Below are 19,384 nucleotides of genomic sequence, written 5' to 3'. Positions count from 1 at the left end.
GACGTGGGGACCGGCTGGTCATTGGTGCTGGTCGGGCTGGTCGTCGCCCTGCGGCGGCGGCGCGGGCGGTGGTGGCACGGGGGAGGACGGATCCCCGCATGTCGGGGCAGAGGGCGTGAAGCGGCGGCGCCGGTGCCCGGCAGGTCAGGAAGGCCGCCGGGCGCCAGCCGTCGTTCTCCGCGCGCGTCACTTCCCGACGCTCAGTCCCTGGCTCTTCATGGCCGCGACGGTGCTGTCCTGGACGGAGGTCACGGCCTTCGGGATGGTGCCCTGCCCGGCTCCGGCCTTCTTGAGCCCGTCCTTCATGTCGGACTGAACCTGGCTCATCGTCGGGCCCCACACCCAGCCCGTGCTCGTGTTCGCGGCCGCGGTCTTGAACACGTCGTAGATGTTCTGTCCGCCGAAGTACGCCGACGGCTGGTCCACGGCAGGCAGCTGCTGTCCGCTCGTCGCGGCCGGGTAGATGCCCGTGTTCTTGATCAGACTGGTGACGCTGTCGCTGTCGGTGCTCATCCAGGTCGCGAACTCCGTGGCTTCCTTAGGGTGCTCGCACCCCTTGAGCACCACGGTCGCCGAGCCTCCGCGGTTACCGGCCGCCTTCTGCCCGGCGGACCACTGGGGCATGGGCGCCACGGCCCACTTGCCGGACAGCTCGGGCAGGTTCTTGGAGATCAGCGGAGCCGCCCACACGGCGCTGACGAGCGACAGCAGCTGCCCGTCCTGCACCTTCTTGAACCAGGCCGTGTCCAGCATCGGGTCACTGATGACCAGCTTCTTGTCCAGCAAGCCCTGCCAGTACTGTGCGACCTTGCTCGTCTGCGGGTTGTCGATGGTCACCTGCCACCGGTCGTTCGCGGTACCGAACCACTTGCCTCCGGCCTGCCAGGTCAGTGCCCCCAGGTCATAGGCGTCCTGCGGCGTGGTCGTCAGATAGGCCGAGGGGTTGGCGCTGTGGACCTTCTGCGCGGCCGCGGCGAAATCGTCCCAGGTCTTCGGTGGCGAGATCTTGTACTTCTTGAACAGGTCGGTGCGGTAGTACATCGCCATGGGCCCGGTGTCGACGGGGATGCCGAACACCCTGTCGCCGACGCTGGACATCTGCCAGGTCCACGGCACGAACTTGTCCTTGGCGGAGTCGGCGTACTGGGAGATGTCCTCCAGCGCGCCGGTGGCGATGAAGTTCGAGAGGGTGTCGTAGCCCACCTGTCCGAGACAGGGTGCGTTGCCGGCCTTCACCGCGTTCTGCATCTTGGCGTAGCCGCCGATGCTGCCCGCAGGGATCTGGCTGTACTTGACCTTGATGTCGGGGTGGGACTTGTTCCACAGCGCCACGGACTTGTCGAGGCCGACCGCCGCCCCCCAGAACTCCACCGTCACCGGCTTGCCGCCGGAACTCGAACCGCCCGAGTCGCCGGACCCGCTGCAGGCGCTGAGCGTGACGAGCGAGGCAACGGTCAACATGACCCCAGCCCCCTTCACCCACCGTGAAGCCATGGGAACTCCTTCCGTCGGCCGTCCGCCTTGCGGAGCTTGCCGGTTGATCTGCGAGCGGCGTGTCGCGCACGGAGTCGTTGAGAGCGTCCCGTCATCGGGGACTCGTCCCTACGAACACTGCCGAACGGCTTGCGATTGGGGTTTCACTTGAGGTGTGCGCCAGCCCTTGTTGGCCCGTCTGGCCTACGTGATGTGCTGGCCCCGCGGAGCAGAGTCCGAGGTTCGGAGTGCTTGCGTTCGAACCGAACTGCTCACTCTGAAGTGCGAAGCGAATCTCAGTTGCGTTGACTATGGGGCCGGGTGCGCCGCCTGTCAACGCTTTCTCGTCGACTTTTGGTAAAGAGCCTGGCTCACCGAAAGGGTCGCTGGGCAGCACGGACTTCGGGACCTCTGTGACGCACTCGAGATCCCCGGGGTCCATGCGTATGCGCGCTGTCGCCCGGGCTGATATGTGATCGAAATCGAGGGGGCAGTGCTAAAGCGCGTTGATGACGTGCGTAAAGCGGCGCAGACCCTCTTCGAGTGCCGCTTCGTCCGTGGCGAAGGACAGGCGTACGTGTCCCTCGCCCGACGGGCCGAATTCGGACCCGGCGCGTACGAGCACGCCTCCGTCGGCGAACCGTTGCACGAGTTCGACGGAGGACAGGGCGCTGTCGATACGAGGGAATGCGTAGAACGCTCCGAGAGGCCGGACGACGCTCACCGCGTCGAGACCGTCGAGGTGCCGCATGACCAGATCTCGGCGGTGCTGGAAGCGCGCCGAGAGTGCGTGCAGATCCTTGTCGGGAATGCGTAGCGCCTCGACGGCCGCGTCCTGGACGAAGGTGTTCAGAGGCCCGTTGATCGTCCGGTGAACGAGGTTGATCTTTTCGGCGACCGCGGCCGCGGCGCAGATGAAACCGATGCGCCAGCCGGTCATCGAGTACGACTTGGAGAACGTGCCGGAGAGCAACACCCGGTCCCGCACGGAGATCAGTTCGGATGCCGAGGTGAACGCGATCCCGTCGAAGACGATGTCGCTGTATGCCTCGTCCGACAGGAGGTAGAGGTCGGGGTGATCGCGGAGAATGGCGCCGACTCCTTCGATATCGGCTTTGGAGAACACCATTCCGGTGGGGTTCACGGGATTGCACAGGATGAGCATCCGGGCACCGGGTGCCGCCGCCGCGAGTTTGTGCAGGTCGATCGAGCCGTCAGGCCGCGTGGAGATCCACTCGACCTTGGCCCCTGCCATGGCCGCGTGGTCCGCGTACAGGGAGTAGGTCGGTTCGGGGAGCAGCACTCGATCGCCCGGGTTCAGCAGAGCGAGGACGGTGGCGGCGAGGCCGGCGCTGCCACCGTGAGTGACGACGACATTCGCCGGGTCGATCCCGAGGCCCTGGAAACGCGCCAGGTGGGAGGCGATTTCCTGGCGGAGATCCGGAGACCCCGTGATCTGCGAGTAACGAGTGCGACCGGCGCGCAACGCCCGGACGGCAGCCTCCACCACTGGCTGCGGGGTGTTGCTGTCCGGTTCACCCATGGCCAGAGAGATGGCGCCCGGCACCGCACCGCCCAGCGTTTTGGGCCGCCTCGATGCTGCTCTGATGCGTTCCGGGAGAGAGTCGGCGGTGCGGGAGGGGAGGGCGCTCATCCGATCTCCAGGGAGTCACGAGATGTAAAGTGCGAGAACGTTCTCACATTGAGATGAGCGGTTCAAGGGTTGGGGCGCGGCTGGATCGGCCGGAGGCAGGTGGTGGCACATGCCCGAGCGGGTGCGCGGTGTGCGCGCTGTGGGGCGCTCTGGACGAGCTGGGGTCCGGTGGGCATGACCTGAAGCCCGCCGGAGACGCCGTGGGTGGTTGGTTCCTGGTGCTGAGCTACGGCAACCGCGGGGGAGCCGCTCCTCACCGGCTGCCGGTCGTGTGCCTCAGGCGCCGGCCCAGCCCCGGAGAGCCCCGTAGTAGGCCGTCGTCAGACGGCTGATCGCTTCCTCCTCCGGGAGGCCGGTGCTGATCAGGTCCAGGATCTCGCGTGGATCGAACATGGCGTTGTACAGGAACAACGCGTGATCGAAATGCTCGTCCGGCACGTCCAGGTGCCGCATCACGCTGCGAATGGGGCGCTCCCAGGCGTCCCGGACCGGGGTGATCACCTCATCGTTGCTGCGCAGGCGGGTGAGGAAGCCCGTGCGCGATCGGATCTGGACCATGGCGGGGCCGTAGCTGCGGACCAGGCGAGCCCATTCCCGCACCACGTCCTCGAACAGGGCCGGGCCGGTCTTGGGGCAGTCGTGGCTGTAGTTGCGCAGCTGGACGATCACGCCGAGCAGGTAGGCCTTGAGGAGTTCCTCGACCGACGGGAAGTACCGGTAGGCCGTGGCCAGCGACAGGTCGGCCCGCTCCGCGATGACCCCCATGGTCATCGCGCCGGGCTCGGTCCTGAGGGCTTCCCCCACGGCCTCCAGGAGCTTGCGCCGGTTGCGGATCGCGTCGCGGCGCATGCCGCGCCCAGCACCCTGTTCCTCGTTCTTGACTGTCAGGGGGAGCCTCCCGGGATGCCTCATCGGAGAGAGGTGTCTCACCTCTGGGCAGGACGATAGTGAGGTCCGTCCGAGTCGCTCAAGCGGCGGGGCCTCGCCCGGTGCCGGGATGTGGGTGAAGGGCTTGGCCGATCTGCCTCGGTGCCCCCAGGGGCCTCTGTCCCGGAGGCCTGGGCGAGCAGATCTCAACGCGGAAGGATCGTCACCTCGGCCCGGTTGAAGCGGGAGCTGTTACCCCTGGTGTGGAACGGCACGTAGTCAGGGCTGGGGCCCGTGCTCGACGTCTCGGCCTGCGGCGAGTACTGCTGGTGCGGGTTGCCGGTGCCCAGTACGAGGGGAATCGTCAAGCGTCCCTGGGCGTCGGCGGTGGCCGACCACGCTGAAGCGCCCTCGTGGCCGCGGACGGTGACGCGATACCGCGTGCCCGGGCCAGCCAGTGAGGGCGTCCGTACCGTGGCCGAGCCGTTCCCGACCACTGTGAAGCGGCGCTTACGGGCCACCTCCAGTGCACTGAACTCGGTGACTTCCCGCCGCATCCTTACGGTCCAGTCGTAGGCGCTGTACTGCGGCCTGATCGACGAGAAGGTGAACGACCGGGGAGTGGCGCGGTGCCGCGCGCGGCGGGCGAAGTGGGCCTTCAGGTGCGGTATCCAGGCGCGGAGGTCGGCCTGCCAGTAGGGCCATGTGTGGCTGCCGGGTCCGTAGTCGTGCCACCGGTGTCGGATGTCGAGATCCAGCAGGCGCTCGTGGAAGGACACGTTCTCCTGCTGGATTCTTTGTTCCGTGGGGTCCACGGCCTCGCCGTCGTGCCGGGGCCGGCCGTTGCCCGTGTACAGGGACACGTCCGTGTGGGCCAGATTGGCCGCCAGGTCCCAGGGGTTGTCCCCGCGCCAGCGGACTTCCTGCGTCGCCCACGGGCCCCAGAGGGAAGGGTGGAGCTGCTCGATGATGGTGCGCATCTGGACGTTCTGGTGGTCGACGTCTCCGGAGAACGAGCCGACGGCACCGAAGAGGTCGGGGTGCCGGGCGGCGTACGAGACGGCCCCGAACCCGCCCATCGACAGTCCGGCGGCAGCCCGGGCCCCGCGCTCGGGGATCGTGCGGTAGTGCTCGTCCACCCAGGGGAGGAGCCTGTTGATGTGGAAGGTCTCCCACATCGGCCGGCCGTGGTGGCCGTTGTTCCACCAGTCGGCATACCACTGCGTGGAGCCGGCGTCCGGCATCACCACGATCGCGGGCAAGCCGGCCGTGATCACCTCCGCGTTACCGTCCTGCGTCCAGCTCGAAGCGCTCTGCCCGCCACCGTGGTAGAGGTACAGGACGGGATAACGGCGCCCCTTCTGCGCGTCGTAGCCGCGGGGGAGCAGTACGCGCACCTTGGTCGTGCCGTCGAGAGCGGACGAGGTGAAGGTCAGCTCGCTGAGCCGCGGCGAGAGTCGCTTCTTGTTCACCAGCGCGATGCCGGTTTCGGTGCGGGTTGCCTCGGCTGTCCGGGCTGCCTCGGCTGTCTGGGCGGGAGGGTGACCGCATCCGAAGACCATCACCGCCCCCAGAGCGAGTGCCGCGGGAATCCTCACGCGCCTGCCGTTCAAGATGGTCCGTCTCCTTGTGGTCATGCTTCGCTTCTCTGTCCGTGCCGGGCTCGCGGCGCCCGGGGACACGGGACGGCGGCTGTCTCCGGGGTCGGCGTGCCGCCGTCCCGGTGTTCGGCGATGATCGGGGGCGCGGCGTCCGTGGATGTCGTAGCCGCGCGCTGCGACGTTTCCGTGACCCGCCGCCGTCGATGTCGCCGCGGCATCTGGCGTCGTGCGCTCAAGCCGCTTCGAGACGGGTCGGCCGACCAGGCGCGAGCACGCTCATGGCTCGCCTGGTCGCCGACAAGGAGCCGGATCCCAGTCTCGCCGGTGCGCGGACACACAGGTCGGCCGCGCCCGGAGGAGCCTCGGCGGCCTTCAGCGGGAGCGTCGCCGGGGTCTTCGATACGTGTCGGCAGGGTGCTCGTCGACGAAGGCATGTCCGATCCGATCGATGCCTTGGTCGCCTGCGCCTTCGGATGTGCCGTACCTGGGGAAGTGCTCGCCGGCCTCCGCCACGCCGGGTGCGGTGGGGGTCGCGCGCCGACGAGGCCGGCGGAGAGCCGGGCGGCCGGTTCGGGGCCTTCGCCGCAGACCGGTACCGGACGAGGTCACATCGTGGACCGTGCTCGGGGCGGGTGCGGCGGCGTCGGCCAACGGCGCGGATGCAGCGGATGTCTCGGCCGGGGTGCGAGCCTCGGATGGCCGAGAGCGAGGCATGTGAGGTCTCCTTGACTGCGCGTGTGCGATCGGCGAACCGTCCACCTCAATCTCGAAATTAGATTCGTGCTTCGAGATTGAGGTGGACGCTAGCACACGGTTTCAGTCGCATGGAAGTTCTCAGGTCTCGTCGTCGACTACCCCTGCGAGGAAGGCCTCGATGCCTGTCGACACGTCCACCGCGCCCGGGTTGTACAGCCACTGCATCTGAAGTCCGTCGATGGATGCGATGAGCAGGTTCGCGAGGACCTCCGGCCTGGTGTCGACCTTCAGGCGTCCGCGACCGCGCAACTCGGCGAAGATCCGGGTCAGGTGCAGGCGCAGGCTGTCGTAGCGGGCCCGGTACAGCTCGTGAGCGGGATGCCCGTCGGCTGTGGCCTCGCTCGAGATGATGCTGTGCAGCTGGATCAGTCCGGGTCGGGCCTTGTTGGCGTGTACGACCCGCAGTTGAGTCTGCAGAACATCCAGGTCATCGGCTTCCCGGACGATCGCGGCCGTCTCCCGCTCATGTGCGGCGAGAACCTCGACCAGCAGTTCCGCCTTGCTGCCGAAGTGGTGCAGCAGGCCGGTCTGGCTGATGCCGGCTCGCTCTGCGATGTCCTTCATGGTGGCGCCGTGGAAGCCTCCGGCGCCGAATGCCTCGACGCAGGCGTCGAGGATCTTCTGCCGCACCTCCGCGGTCTTCGCATAGGACCCCCTGGGGCCGCGGGCCCCGCTGCTCGCTGCCTTCGCCTGCTTTGCCACGGGTCGAGCATAGAGCGGTGCCTTGCCCCTGACTTAATTCATCAACGTTCTTCAGTTTTAGCGTGGCGAGGCGGCGAGGCCGCCGCCCGGACGACCTCCTAGTAGGTGACCACGGCGCGGAAGCGGACGGTGCCCTTGGCGACCTTGTCGACCGCCGTGGCCACCTGCTCCTTCGGGAACGTCTCGACCATGGGGGTGACCTTTCCCGCAGCGGCGAGGTCGAGGGCCTCCCGGAGGTACTGCGGCCCGTTGTGGGTGGAACCGATCACCTGCATCCGCATGCCCATGAACGGAAGGCTCCTGCCAGCGGGCGGGACGGTGAAGGGGTCGGTGCCGTCGATGCCCGACAGGACCAGTCGCCCGCCGGGCCGCAGGCCCGTCATCGCCTCCGCCGCGGCCGGATACGAACCGGCGGTCGCCAAGATGACGTCGACGCCGCCCGCTGCGCGCAATTCGACGCCGTTCGCCACGACCTCGTCCGCGCCCAGCCGCCGTGCCACGTCGTGTTTGTCCGGTGAGCTCGTCATCGCGATCGTCTCGAGGCCGCAGGCGTGCGCGAACTGCACCGCCAGATGGCCCACCGCGCCGATACCGAGCACGGCGACCCGCTCGTGCGGCTCGGGCTCCGCGGCGCGCAGGGCGGACCAGCCCGTGTAACCCGCGCACAAGATGGGTGCGGCCGACTCGAAGGCGAGCCCGTCGGGCAGGAGTACCGTCTCGTCGGCGCCCACGACCATGTACTCGGCATGCCCTCCCTGCACGCTGAAACCGGTCGTGGTGGGTGCCGCGCACGCGAAGGCGGCCTGCCCGGTCACCGGCAGGCCCAGACGGCAGTAATCGCACCGTCCGCACGCGGCCCGTACCCAGTGGGTTCCCACCCGGTCACCGACGCGGCGCGTGGTGACCCCCGGCCCGACCGCGACGACCTCGCCCGCCGGCTCGTGTCCGGTGATCGCAGGGTCGACCGAGGGGAACCGGATCGCCCCGGTGGTGGCCAGGACGTCGTTGACGCATACGCCGGAGGCGCGCACCCGCATCAGCACCTCGCCGGGCCCTGGCTGTGGAGTAGGCACCTCGCGCAGTTCCCACCCGCCGTTGACCTCGGGTATCACGGCTGCCTTCACGGAGTTGACCTTTCTTGTGCGACGGATGAGACGGATGAAAGGAGGGCGCGGATGTCGTCGACCACCGACGGCGCAGGAGGGACGCGCGCGTCACGACATGGTCACAGCGTGCTGACGTCGGTGCGACGGCGGTCCTCCTTCATGGGCAGGGAGGTGACGGTGGCGCGGAGCTCGCGCTGGGCGGTGCCGGGGTTCCCCCACAGCACCGTCACCTCGGTGCCCGGTGCCGCCAGGTCGCGATCGATGACGCAGAGGGAGATGGTGCGGCGCAGGTGCGTGCTGTACGTGCGGGAGGTCGAGACGCCTACCGGGTTTCCGTTGACCAGCACCTGGTCGAGGCTGGCGCCGATCTTGCGGGGCATCTCCATGGGATCGGGCAACGGGCCGTCGCCGAACTGGGAGGCGAACAGGGCGATCACGTCCTCGTTGTTCCAGTGCAGGCCTGCCAGGTGGCGCGCCGGGCCGCCTTCGGCCGCCTCCGCGGCCAGCGCGTCGCGTCCGATGAAGTCGTAGGAGGTGAGGGCTCCGCGACGGCCCCAGCCGAGCTCACCGGGGCGGCGGAAGTACTCCGTCACGTCGGTTGGGATGAAACTGCCGTCCGGCATTCCGCGGGGAAAGAGCTTGGGCGCCCCTGGCGTGATGATCGACGAAGGCAGGTAGTCGATGCCGACGGTCGCGATGCCCGCCTCGATGTGGGCCACGAGTTGGGAGCGCATCCCCAGTTGGCGGATGCCGTGCTCGGCCCCGGCCTCGACGACCGCCGTCCAGACCGCGTTGGCGTCGTCGGCGGACCCGTGCAGTTCGTACCCCAGCTCCCCGGAGATCCCCGAGCGCAGAATCCGCACGGGGATGCCGCTGATACTGGTCATGCGGCTCCGGTTGAAGCCGATGTCGCGCAGGCTCTCGCCGGTCGCGGCCTCGAGTGCGAACAGCGACGTCGGCCCCTGGATCTCGAAGATGAACATGTCGGGGCTGATCACCTCGCTCTTGGCGTCCCAGCCGCCCTGGTCGATCTGCCAGGCGGTCCAGTCGACGCCGCCGCCGCTGTAGACGAACTCCTCCTCGGCCACCCGGTACAGCAGGCCCTCGGAGGCGATGTGGCCGCGTTCGTCCAGCTGGACGTGATGCTTGATCTGGCCGGGCTCGAAGCGTGACAGGTTGTTCATGCCGATGCGGGTGAGCGCGGTCAGGGCCTCGGTCCCGTGGACGCGGAGTTTGCCGATGGCCGACCAGTCGCCGATGTAGCACGACTGCGCATGGGCCAGGCTCTCCTCGCCCCAGTTGGTGTACTCGTACGGGATGAAAACGGGCGTCCACCGGAAGAGCAGACCCTTGACGTTCGCCTCGTCCTGGGCGGCGGCCGCCGGGCTGAACACCGCCGGCCGCTCCACGTCGAAGGGACGGTCGGCCAGTTCCAGCAAAGCCTGGTAGCGGTCGCGCTGCCGGTCGATCAGATGCTCCATGGAATTCCTCCGGCGGTGATGGTGGTACGGCATTTCTGACCCGGAATCGTTTCGCCGGGAAGCCGTCATTTCGCTGAGCGCCATACTCACGAGAAAGCTGGACGGCGCGGCCTGTGCCACTGCGCAGGCAGGCGACGACTGCTTGGCCGGGTTCGGCGGCCGAGGGGTCTCGCCGTCGATACACCGCACTGGTCGCGCGGTCACGTCGTCACGTCGCCGACTTCCAGACCCTTCAGCTGCTCCAGGTAGGACGCCATCCACTCCATGGAAAAGCCGCCGTTCAGCCGCAGGGCGAAGTTGTAGAGCAGGAAGGGGTGGACACCGAGCTGGAACAACTCGCGGATGTCGGTCCTGGCCAACGCCTCGCGCTCCTGGTCGGTCAGGTCGCGGTCGGCGAGGGCGGCCTCCGGGACTTCCTTCAGCTGCTGCGCCAGGTCGCCGTCGGCGGCGACCTCCCACAGCACTCGGTTGGTGGCGTACCGGCTCATGGGGCCACCACGTCCGATGCGGGGGCGGACGCATGGTCACCCCAGGCCAGGAAACCGGTCGGCGGGGCGAAGGTGCTGGCTACCTTCTCGGCGTAGTCCGGGGTGACTCCGCCCACAGCGCCGAGCGCGAAGAGGAAGTCGAGGAATCCAGGGGTGCCGCTGCCGATCGCTGCCAGCGACTCGTAGGTGGTCTCCTTGATCAGCGACTCCGTGTCACCGGCGGTGATCTGCCCCCATACCCGTTTGTCCCACTCTGTCTCCGGCTCGGTCTGGAACCGTGCCATGGCCGGGTTGCCGATCGCGTTGGACAGGTGCCCGCTGGCGATGATCGCCACCCGCAGGTCGGCGGGGTGCGCCTCCACCATCTCGACGATTGCGGCGCCGAGGTCGTAGAAACGACGCCCGGTGGCCACCGGCGGAGCCATCACGTTGGTGAAGATCGGAACGACCGGTAGGTCCTGCTCGGGCCTGAGGAAGCTCAACGGGACGGTGAACCCGTGGTCGAGCAGGAAGTCATCGCTGTAGGAGAAGTCGATCCCGCGCTCGAAGCCACCGCGCAGCAGGTGCCGCGCGATGTCCCCTTCCAGGGCGGTGTCGTAGGACCCGATGCCGAACAGCTCCTGCTCGTGCGGGAACGGGCCACGCGCCCGGACCGCCTTGCCGATCAGGAAGGTCGGCATGTTGTCGTAGAACCACTGGTTGAAGTGGTCCCCGGAAACCACCACCAGCACGTCGGGCCGCGCGGCGGCGAGCCGTGCCCGCAGTTCCGCGAAATGGGCTATTGATCGCCGCAGCGGCTCGGGAGCCGCCGATCCGCCGGCGGCAACGCCGGGGAGCAGCGGGTCATGGGGAGTGCACAGCACTTGGACGACGCTGGCCATCGCTCACCTTTCAGCATGGAACCCTCCAGGCAGACCAGCCGTACAGAGGGGACCTCCACATTCGGTGGTAACAGCGTGAGCGGTGCGACGTCGTTGTGGAATAGCGGAACCGGTATGCGCACTATCCGCGGAGCGTATGGTCCGACGACGTTCGTCATGTGGGAGGGTGCGCCGAGTTCGTGGCAGCTGAGGCCGCCCGGTGGAGCATGCCCACCAGCAGCTCGTCACCGAACCGGGGCGCAGCCCGGCCAAGGCATTGCTGGTGGCCGACTGGATGAGCCCGACGACCTCGCCGGCCCGTGTGACGCACCATTCCCCGGAGCAGCGCCACCAGCACCGGAGGGGACACCAGATCCTTTGATGCCGGCCCGTGACGCGAGCTGCATCGAAGGGCAGACACGGCGTGCGGCCGGGTATTCATCTGGTCCATGGCTGCGATATGAAACCACGTATTGGACGTGGCCCAGGCCACCCACAAGATGGTGCTGCACCACGGGAGTTCAGGGCATCCGCAGCGGAGCCGCCGGGCCTCCCGGTGCTCACCGACGCTCGTTGGCATTCGGCCCGGACGTCTCTCATCGCCCTGCACCGATCTCCTCAACCTGCCCTGACGCTCTCGGGAGTCCTGCCATGACCAGCATCCAGAACGCGCTCATCGTCGGCGGGGGCATCGCCGGCCTGACCACCGCGACTGCCCTGTCCCGTACAGGAATCTCCTGTGAGGTCGTCGACCTGGCAGACGGTCCGGCCGGGGCCGCCATCTCACTGCTCAACCGGGCCGTCGACGGTCTCGCCGAGATTGGAGTCCTGGATCAGTGCCTGGACAAGGGGCTGGCGGTGTCCCCGCAGGACATCTTCGCCTACTTCGATGCGGCGGGGAAACCGGTGTCTACGCCGCCCATGCCTCCCGCACCGACGTCCGCTCTACCGCACGGCATCCTCATCTACCGGCCGACCCTGGCGAACATCCTCCGGCGAGCCGCGGAGCAGGCCGGCGCGAGCGTCCGGAACGGCGTGGGTCTAGCCGGGCTGCGGCAGACGGAAGACTCCGTCACCGCCACCCTCACCGACGGCTCGGAGCGGTCGTACGACCTGGCCATCGGCGCGGACGGCATCCGGTCGAAGACGCGTTCGCTCATCCTGGGGAACCAGGTGACCCCGACCTACTCCGGCCTCACGATGTTCCGATGGGTCGCCGACGGGGTGCCGGACGTCGGCCCGATCGGGCACTACGAGTCTGAGTACCTCTGCGTGACCCGGCGGCAGCGGGACGGCGGCCTCTACCTCGCAACCGGCCGCGAGTTCCCGGAGCGCCCGCGCATCGATGCGGCACAGGCCCGCCAGATCGTCCGGGAGAACCTCCGCGCTTTCGCCGCGCCGCTGATGCGCGCGCTGGAGGAGCGGCTCACGGACGACACGAAGATCATCGTCAACGACTACGACTGGCTGCTCGTGTCCGAGCCCTGGTACCGGGGCCGGGTCCTGCTGATCGGCGACGCCGCGCACGCCACCACCGCCCACCTCGGTGCCGGAGGGGGGATGGCGATCGAGGACGGCGTGGTCCTCGGTCAGGAATGCGCGGCCGGCGGCCCGCTCGAGGACGTGTTCAAGCGCTTCATGACGCGGCGCTTCGAGCGGGCTCGCCTGGTCGTGCAGACCAGCGTCGAACTGGACCGCATGCAGCAGCGGGGAGAGCCGATCGCCGCCCAGAACAAGGTGCGGGGGCGGGCGATGGAGGCTCTCTCCAGCCCCTACTAAGCCCCGTGCCCGGCACATGCGGACCGACGACCACGGGAGCCGGCGAGCATGACGACGCACGACCACCGGACCGGGCGCCGCCCCTGACGGACGGCGCCCGGCGGTGCGCTCATCGACGCGCGCCTTCGCGCTCACCGGACTTCGACCCCCGTCGAAGCACCACGCTCGCGTCACCGCCCGCTCACGACAGCCGCTTTCTCGCCCGTGGCCGTGTCCGGGCGGCGCGGACCGGCGGCAGCTGGAGGCCGGGGACGACCCGGTTGCGGATGGTACCGATGCCCTCGACGGTCATCTCCACGACGTCGCCGGGCCGCAGCGGCGGCGGGTCCGGGCGGCCACGGAGGCCCCACAGCTCTGCCAGGCAACCGCCGTTCCCGCAGGTGCCCGAGCCGAGGACGTCCCCGGCGCGGACCTCGCTGCCGCGGGATGCGTAGGAGACCAGCTCCTCGAACGGCCAGCCCATGTTGGACAGCAGGTCATGCCCGATCTCGGTGCCGTTCACGGAGACCCGCATCTCGAGGGACAGGAAGCCCTCGCCGTCTCGGTACGGCTCCAGCTCGTCGGCGGTGACCAGCCACGGGCCCAGGGTGCCGGCGAAGTCCTTGCCCTTGGCCGGGCCCAGGCCGACCTTCATCTCCCGGCGCTGCAGGTCGCGCGCAGACCAGTCGTTGAGCACCGTGTAGCCGAAGACGGCATCACGGGCTTGCTCCGGACTCAGAGACGTGCCGCCCCTGCCGACGACGGCGGCGACCTCGAGCTCGAAGTCGAGCAGCTGCGAGCCGGGCGGGACGGCGACGTCGTCATGGGCACCGACGAGCGCGTAGGGGTTGGTGAAGTAGAAGGTGGGCGCCTCGTACCACTCCGACATCACTCCGCCGTCGGTCATGCTCCGTACCACCCCCTCCACATGCTCCTCGAAGGCCACGAAGTCCCGCACGGTGGGCGGGGCGAGCGGCGGCAGCAGCCGGACGCCGTCCGCCGGCACGGCCCGCGTCTCCAGCGCCGTGCCGCCCGTCTCCAGCGCGGCCGGCAGCCCCGCACGTACGAGGTCGAGCACTGTCGTCCCCTCCGGGAGGGCGTGCAGCCCTGCCTGGGAGACGACACCCGAAAACGTTCTGCCCTGGGACTCCCAGGTCGCGAACTTCATCGACCCGGACCGGCGAGGTGGAGGGGCGGCGGAGTGAGCGTGTTCGACGGACGCCGGACGACGATGACGTCGTGCACCACGGGCACGGTGGGCTCCTTACCCGTCATTTGACGGCGAGGGGGTTGACCGGTGCGCCGACGGCGCCGGTCACGGGTAGGGGGGCGGCCACGAGAAGGAACTCGTAGACGCCGTCGGCGGCGCAGTCGGCCGCCAGGGTGTCGAGGTCCCACAGCTCTCCGATGAACAGGCCGATGTGTGGGATGGCGACCTGATGCAGCGGTTGGAAGGCGACATCGAACTCGTTGGGGCGAACCTCGAAGCCCCAGGTGTCGGTGGCGATCCCGGCGATCTCGGAGGAGTGCAGCCAGTCGGCCGTGGCGAACGACAGACCGGGGGCGGGGCCGCCCGCGTAGTCGCCCCAGCCGTCGCCCGCGGCGATGCCGCGCCGAACGCGGGTGAGCTGGCCGGTCCGGACCAGCAGCAGGTCGCCGCGGCCGACCCGGGCGGTCTCACCTTGCGCGGTGATGGTCGCCTCGAGGTGTTCGGCGGTGATGGCGAAGCCGTCCGGCAGATCGCCCTCGGCACCGATCGCCCTGCCGACGTCGAGCAGCACGCCCCGGCCGGCGATCCTGTCGGCCACGGTCTCGATGCCGGTGAGCCTGTCTCCCTCGCTGGTCACCACCTGTGAGGCGCGGCGTCCGTTGTAGGCCGTGCCGTGGTCGAAGATGTGGCCGAGGCCGTCCCACTGGGTGGAGGCCTGCAGCGGCATGAACACCACGTCGTCCGCGCCGCCGAGCCCGTGCGGGAACTCCGCCGGGCCGAATTCTGCGTCCAGGCCGGAAGAGAGCATGGTGTGCACCGGGTTGGTGCGCCGCCGCCACCCCTTCTGCGGACCTTCCGCGTCGAAGCGCTGGGCCAGCGAGAAGCTCACGCCGCGGCGGGCCAGCCGCGCGCCCTGTGCCCGTTTGGCCTCGTCGAGGAAGTTCAGCGTGCCGAGGACGTCATCGGCGCCCCAGCGGCCCCAGTTGGAGACGCGCTTCGCCGCGGCCGCGATGGCCCCTTCGGGATCGGAGCGGTCGAACGTGGTCACAGGTCTTCCTCCGTGGAGTTCCGATCAAGGATCGGCAGCAAGGTCATCGGGGCTTCGTCATGAGTGCGCGGTTCCCACCGTCGGGATCGGACCCAGGAGGCGGGCGGCGTTGCCACCGCGGATGGCGTCAGTCGCGGCCTGATCGAAGCCAGCCGCCTCCAGGCGGTCGACCGGGTCGACCACGCCCATGTCGAAGGGGTAGTCGCTGCCGAGGGTCACCTGACTCGCGCCCATCGAGCCGACCAGGTGCCGCAGCTGCTCAGTGGTGTAGACCAGCGAGTCGACGAAGGTGCGGCGCAGCAGCGCGGACGGCGGCTCGACGGTGGTGTGCGCGTCGGAGCGGGCCGCCCAGGCGTGGTCGGCGCGGACCATGTAACTGGCCAGGTAGCCACCGCCGTGCGCGGACCAGATCTTCAGCCGCGGGTGCCGCTCGAGCAGTCCGGAGAACACGATCCGGGACAGCGCGAGAGCGGTTTCGGTCGGGTTACCCACGCTGTTGAACAGGTAGTAGGCATTCAGCCGCTCGCCGAGGGTGCAGCCCCAGGGGTGGATGAGCACGGCGGCGCCCAGTTCCTCGGCGGCGGCCCAGAAGTCGGCCAGCGACGGGTCGTCGAGCTCCCGGCCCGGGCCGGCGGAGGTCGAGATCTGCACCCCCCGCATACCGAGGTCGCGGACCGCTGTCACCAGCTGCCCGACCGCCAGGTCGGGGTGCTGCAGCGCTACGGCTCCGATCGGAAGCAGCCGAGTCGGTTCCTTCGCGCACAACGCGGCGATGCCCTCGTTGCCCACCGCGATGATGCGGGTGGCCAGCTCCCGGTCGGCCCACGCATGGGGCAGCGGTACTGCGCTGACCGCCTGCACCTGCACACGCGCGGCGTCCATCGCGGCCAGCCGCAGCTCGAGGTCGACCAGCTTCGGCCCGAGCTCGGCGATCTGCTCCAGGTTCACCGCCAGGGACGCCCGGCCGAGGGTGGCCGCGTCGATCTCCCGCTGCCGTGCCAGGCCCGGCTGCCCCTCGATCAGCGCGTCGACGGCCGGTACGCCCGCATGGGCGTGCACATCGACGGTGGGCACGCTCACGGCGCCACCACCTCATCCGTCCGTGCCGGCTGACAGCGCTGATCCCAGCCGTTGTCCCAGCCGATCAACCTGTCCAGGGACACGGGCCCGGGGCCAGCGAGCAGCACGAGGATGAAGCCCGCCATGATGAGGAGTGGAACCTGCGCGCCGATGCTCTCCGCCGTGTTCTCCGGCGCGAGCCCGAACTGCACCTCCCACGAGAGGGCGAGCGCCATGTGCACGATCGCCGGGATCGCGACGATCCGCGACAGCAGGCCGAGGACGAACATGCCGCCTCCGGCCACTTGCAGCAGGATCGCCGCCCAGCCGATGAGGCCGGGGAACGGCAAGCCGAAAGCCTGGCGGGCGAGTTGGCCGAACTCTGCGGGAGAGTAGTGGAAGCCGTGCGCGATCAGGGTGACCCCGGCGGCCACGCGTACGACGAGTGGTGCCAGAGGTCTGAGGCGCTGGACAGGTGGCAGGGAAACGATCGCCATGTCTGTTTCTCTTCCCGTGGGGTGACGGAGTGGATGAGCGTTGGGGAAAGCCGCGCTCGTGGATCGGCGACCGGATCAAGCGGTCGCTCGCGAGCCGCGGCCGCCCACGGGCCGCACTAGAAAGGCGGGTCGGACGAGGGGGCAGTTGTCGTGGTCGGCCGAGCTCCGGAGACGGACCGGCGCCCTCTCGAAGCCCCTGCCCAGCAGGCCCACGTCGTTCTGGGGCTCACCGGCGAGCTCGGTGGACGTCGTCCTGGCCAGGATCTCCTCCAACACGACCCTCATCTCCAAGCGGGCCAGCGGGGCACCGACGCACTTGTGGACGCCGTGGCCGAAGCCGAGGTGGCGGTTCTGGCTCCGGTCGAGGACGAACTCGTCGGGGTTGTCGAAGGCCTCGGGGGCGCGGTTGGCGGCGGCGATGTTGAGCCCAACGGGGCAGCCCCGCGGGATGGTGCGGCCGTGCAGTTCGACGTCGGGGGCGGCCATCCGGCCGAGTTCGTGGAGGGGCAGGGCGAGGCTGATCATCTCCTCCACTGCCGTCGGTATGAGGTCGGGCCGCGACCGTAGAGTCTCCTGCAGCCCGGGGACGGTGGCCACCCGGTGGATCGCCGACCCGAGTGTCTCCGCAGTCGTGAAGTGCCCGGCGGCGATCATCGCTATGGCGATTTTGATGACCTGGTCGTCGGTGAGTTTGGTGCCGTTGATCTCGGTGGCCAGGGTGCCGCTGATCATGTCGTCGTCGGGATCGAGCGGTGCGGCCCGTCGCTGCGCGACGACGACACCGGCGTACTGGGCGGAGACGCCGAACATGACGTCGTTGAATTTCTCGACGTCGTATTCCGTGTCCAGCACGATCTGCCAGTGGTCGAGCAGCTCCCGCGCGGCCTCTTCGGGAAGGTTGAGCAGCGCCGCCAAGGCCTGGGCCGAGACATGCCTGCAGAGCGTGGGATTCATGTCGGCCTCCCCGGCTGCGAGGAGCGTCTCGATGTGCTCGACGGCGTAGCGCCGGATGAGCGGCTCGAGCGCGGCCATGCGGTCCGGCCTGAAGTAGCGGTTGAGCATGCGCCGGAACAGGCCGTGCTCGGCGAGTTCAAGGTGATGGGGATCTGGTCGCCGAGCGGCATCCCGATGAACGGGGTGGTCGAGGGGTCGCTGCGGAAGCGTGCTGTGTCCAGGGCGGCGGCGCTGACGTCCGTGTACCGGGTCAGGGTCGCGTGCGTTTCGGAGGTGTCGCTGAAGGCGACCGGGCACTCGCGGCGCAGACGGGTGTACTCGGCGTACCGCTCGGGTGAGCGGATCCCACCACCGAGGGAACGGCCCCCTAGGTCCTCCTCTGGGTACCAGTCCGGTTCGACATGTGTCTCGGCGGTGGACGACATGGTGCACCTCGCTGTCCGGTGGATCAGAAATCGCTTGGGTGGGGCCAACCAGGCTGGCCGACCGAGCTCAGTCGGTCGGGAAGCGGCCGAAGTGGGGCTTGCGGCCCTGCAGGACCTCGGCGACGCAGCGGTTGCGCTGCCGTCCGAGGTAGGTGATCTCACTGTCGATGACGTCTCCGTCGTGCAGGAAGCGACCGTGGTGCTTGCCGTTCCCGGGCGGAGAGCCCATGAAGATGATGTCCCCGGGCGTCAGCCGGACGTGCTCGGAGGCGTACGCCACGAACTGCGCCGGGTCGAAGATCATGTCGCCGGTCGGCCAGTCCTGCATGACCTGGCCGTTGACCTTCAATGTGGTCCGGATGGTGTCGTCGAGCGTGAAGAACTGTGCGGGCACGACGAACGGCCCCGCCGGCTTGAACGCAGGCTGGTGCTTGCCCATCCAGTCGAAGCCCCAAGGGATGTCGGTGCGGCGGAACTGGTCGACTGTGCCTAGGTCGTTGACGATCGTGTAGCCGGCGATCAGCCCTGTCGCCTCGTCCGGGGTGAGGAACCGACCGGTGCCGCCGACGACGACCCCGAGTTCGAGCTCCCAGTCGGGCTCGTCGCCCAGGGCTGGCAGCACAACGTCGTCGGTCGCCCCCACGAGCGAGGAGTGCATCCCGACCCAGGTGAAGGGAATCCCCTCTCGCGACCGGCGCTCCATGAACGCGAGATTGCGCTGGAAGAACTCCTCGTCGGTCTCGCCCGCTCGGCGGTTGTGCTGATTGAAGGCGTTCTTCGTCAGCATCTGCGCCGAATGCGTCTTGTAGTTGGCGCCGGCGCCCAGGAGGTTGGGATGGCTGAGCGGCGGCAGCGCACGCAGCTCCGCCAACGGCCGCGTCGGTCGGGAGGAGTCGGTCCACACCTCCTCGAGGAACTGGAGGTTCGTCGTCCAGTCGGCGAAGACCTCGTGCAGGTCGTGGAACCGGTCGGACAGGTCGGTGACCATGCCGTCGGCGGTCACGAGGGCCGGGAAGGCAGGCGTCTCGCCGGCGAAGGTACCGAGGGCGAAGGTTCCCGCGCGCAGCCCGGTCGCCGGGTCGACCGGGTGTTCCGGAGCGCGCGTGACAGGGGTGGTCTCAGTCATGGGTCACGTTTCCGTTTCGGTGACGCTGGGTCGTGCGGGACGCACGACACCTGGACGGCGAAAAGTCATGGATCACCTTTCGCCATTGGTCTGTCCGACCGTTCCGGCGGACGACAAGGAGCCCGGAGGGCGGGCCGGCCGGAGGATGATCTGATTGTGAACCGGGCCACGAGGCCCGGGATATGCTCAGCCTTGTATGTGACCCATCGACGGAACGGATGCTCAGCATCGATCGGCCGGTGCGGGTCGTTCGGCGAAGCCCTCGGAGCCGCACTGCTGTGCTGGTGGGCTCGCCGAACCGCGCCTGAAACAGAAGCCG

General features: G+C 68.9%; 16 protein-coding genes. 1 reads left to right on the top strand and 15 read right to left on the bottom strand.

The annotated features are described in order from the left end of the window. Positions 1-186: 186 nt before the first annotated feature. From HW837_RS05500 to HW837_RS05460, 9 genes are all read right to left on the bottom strand, one after another. Positions 187-1,461, bottom strand: coding sequence for an ABC transporter substrate-binding protein (locus HW837_RS05500; protein ID WP_193381438.1), 1,275 nt, complete (start codon positions 1,459-1,461; stop codon positions 187-189). 508 nt (positions 1,462-1,969) lie between these two features. Then, positions 1,970-3,127 (bottom strand): pyridoxal phosphate-dependent aminotransferase, encoded by a 1,158-nt coding sequence (locus HW837_RS05495; RefSeq protein ID WP_193381439.1) that lies wholly within the window; start codon positions 3,125-3,127, stop codon positions 1,970-1,972. 276 nt (positions 3,128-3,403) lie between these two features. Next, on the bottom strand, positions 3,404-3,976 hold the full coding sequence (locus HW837_RS05490; RefSeq protein ID WP_237270019.1) for a TetR/AcrR family transcriptional regulator: 573 nt from the start codon (positions 3,974-3,976) through the stop codon (positions 3,404-3,406). A 224-nt stretch (positions 3,977-4,200) separates the two neighbouring features. Beyond that, the gene (locus HW837_RS05485) at positions 4,201-5,607 is read right to left on the bottom strand and encodes an alpha/beta hydrolase (protein ID WP_193382325.1); all 1,407 of its coding nucleotides are present in this window, start codon (positions 5,605-5,607) and stop codon (positions 4,201-4,203) included. 822 nt (positions 5,608-6,429) lie between these two features. Further along, on the bottom strand, positions 6,430-7,053 hold the full coding sequence (locus tag HW837_RS49920; RefSeq protein ID WP_193381442.1) for a TetR/AcrR family transcriptional regulator: 624 nt from the start codon (positions 7,051-7,053) through the stop codon (positions 6,430-6,432). A gap of 98 nt (positions 7,054-7,151) precedes the next feature. Further along, positions 7,152-8,177, bottom strand: a complete 1,026-nt coding sequence (locus tag HW837_RS05475) for an alcohol dehydrogenase catalytic domain-containing protein (protein WP_193381443.1) — start codon at positions 8,175-8,177, stop codon at positions 7,152-7,154. 101 nt (positions 8,178-8,278) lie between these two features. Then, positions 8,279-9,640 (bottom strand): aminomethyl transferase family protein, encoded by a 1,362-nt coding sequence (locus HW837_RS05470; RefSeq protein WP_193381444.1) that lies wholly within the window; start codon positions 9,638-9,640, stop codon positions 8,279-8,281. A 200-nt stretch (positions 9,641-9,840) separates the two neighbouring features. After that, positions 9,841-10,128: a hypothetical protein gene (locus HW837_RS05465; protein ID WP_037681893.1), complete on the bottom strand. Its 288-nt coding sequence runs from the start codon at positions 10,126-10,128 to the stop codon at positions 9,841-9,843. Then, positions 10,125-11,009: a DODA-type extradiol aromatic ring-opening family dioxygenase gene (locus tag HW837_RS05460; protein WP_193381445.1), complete on the bottom strand. Its 885-nt coding sequence runs from the start codon at positions 11,007-11,009 to the stop codon at positions 10,125-10,127. The genes HW837_RS05465 and HW837_RS05460 overlap by 4 nt, the downstream gene beginning before the upstream one ends. A 630-nt stretch (positions 11,010-11,639) precedes the next feature. Between HW837_RS05460 and HW837_RS05455 the strand changes: the two genes are divergently transcribed. After that, the gene (locus HW837_RS05455) at positions 11,640-12,767 is read left to right on the top strand and encodes an FAD-dependent monooxygenase (protein WP_193381446.1); all 1,128 of its coding nucleotides are present in this window, start codon (positions 11,640-11,642) and stop codon (positions 12,765-12,767) included. 181 nt (positions 12,768-12,948) lie between these two features. Here the strand turns inward: HW837_RS05455 and HW837_RS05450 are convergent, their stop codons facing one another. From HW837_RS05450 to HW837_RS05425, 6 genes are all read right to left on the bottom strand, one after another. Further along, positions 12,949-13,914, bottom strand: coding sequence for a fumarylacetoacetate hydrolase family protein (locus HW837_RS05450; RefSeq protein WP_193381447.1), 966 nt, complete (start codon positions 13,912-13,914; stop codon positions 12,949-12,951). 103 nt (positions 13,915-14,017) lie between these two features. Next, entirely contained in the window at positions 14,018-15,004 is a 987-nt protein-coding gene (locus tag HW837_RS05445; RefSeq protein ID WP_193381448.1) for a cyclase family protein, read from the bottom strand. Positions 15,005-15,061: 57 nt separating this feature from the next. After that, a complete protein-coding gene (locus tag HW837_RS05440) occupies positions 15,062-16,084 on the bottom strand; it encodes an amidohydrolase family protein (protein WP_193381449.1) in 1,023 nt (340 codons plus the stop codon). Continuing rightward, positions 16,081-16,560: a DoxX family protein gene (locus tag HW837_RS05435; protein ID WP_193381450.1), complete on the bottom strand. Its 480-nt coding sequence runs from the start codon at positions 16,558-16,560 to the stop codon at positions 16,081-16,083. Before HW837_RS05435 ends, HW837_RS05440 begins: the two co-directional genes overlap by 4 nt. Positions 16,561-16,635: 75 nt before the next feature. Beyond that, complete coding sequence (locus HW837_RS05430; RefSeq protein ID WP_193381451.1) at positions 16,636-17,592, bottom strand: cytochrome P450; 957 nt, start codon at positions 17,590-17,592, stop codon at positions 16,636-16,638. A gap of 414 nt (positions 17,593-18,006) precedes the next feature. Further along, positions 18,007-19,065: a fumarylacetoacetate hydrolase family protein gene (locus HW837_RS05425; protein WP_193381452.1), complete on the bottom strand. Its 1,059-nt coding sequence runs from the start codon at positions 19,063-19,065 to the stop codon at positions 18,007-18,009. Between the last annotated feature and the right edge of the window lie 319 nt (positions 19,066-19,384).

Source organism: Streptomyces caniscabiei (assembly GCF_014930365.1).
Classification (GTDB): Bacteria; Actinomycetota; Actinomycetes; order Streptomycetales; family Streptomycetaceae; genus Streptomyces; species Streptomyces caniscabiei.
Note: the sequence above shows the minus strand (reverse complement) of the source record. Positions and strands in the feature narration are given on the sequence as shown.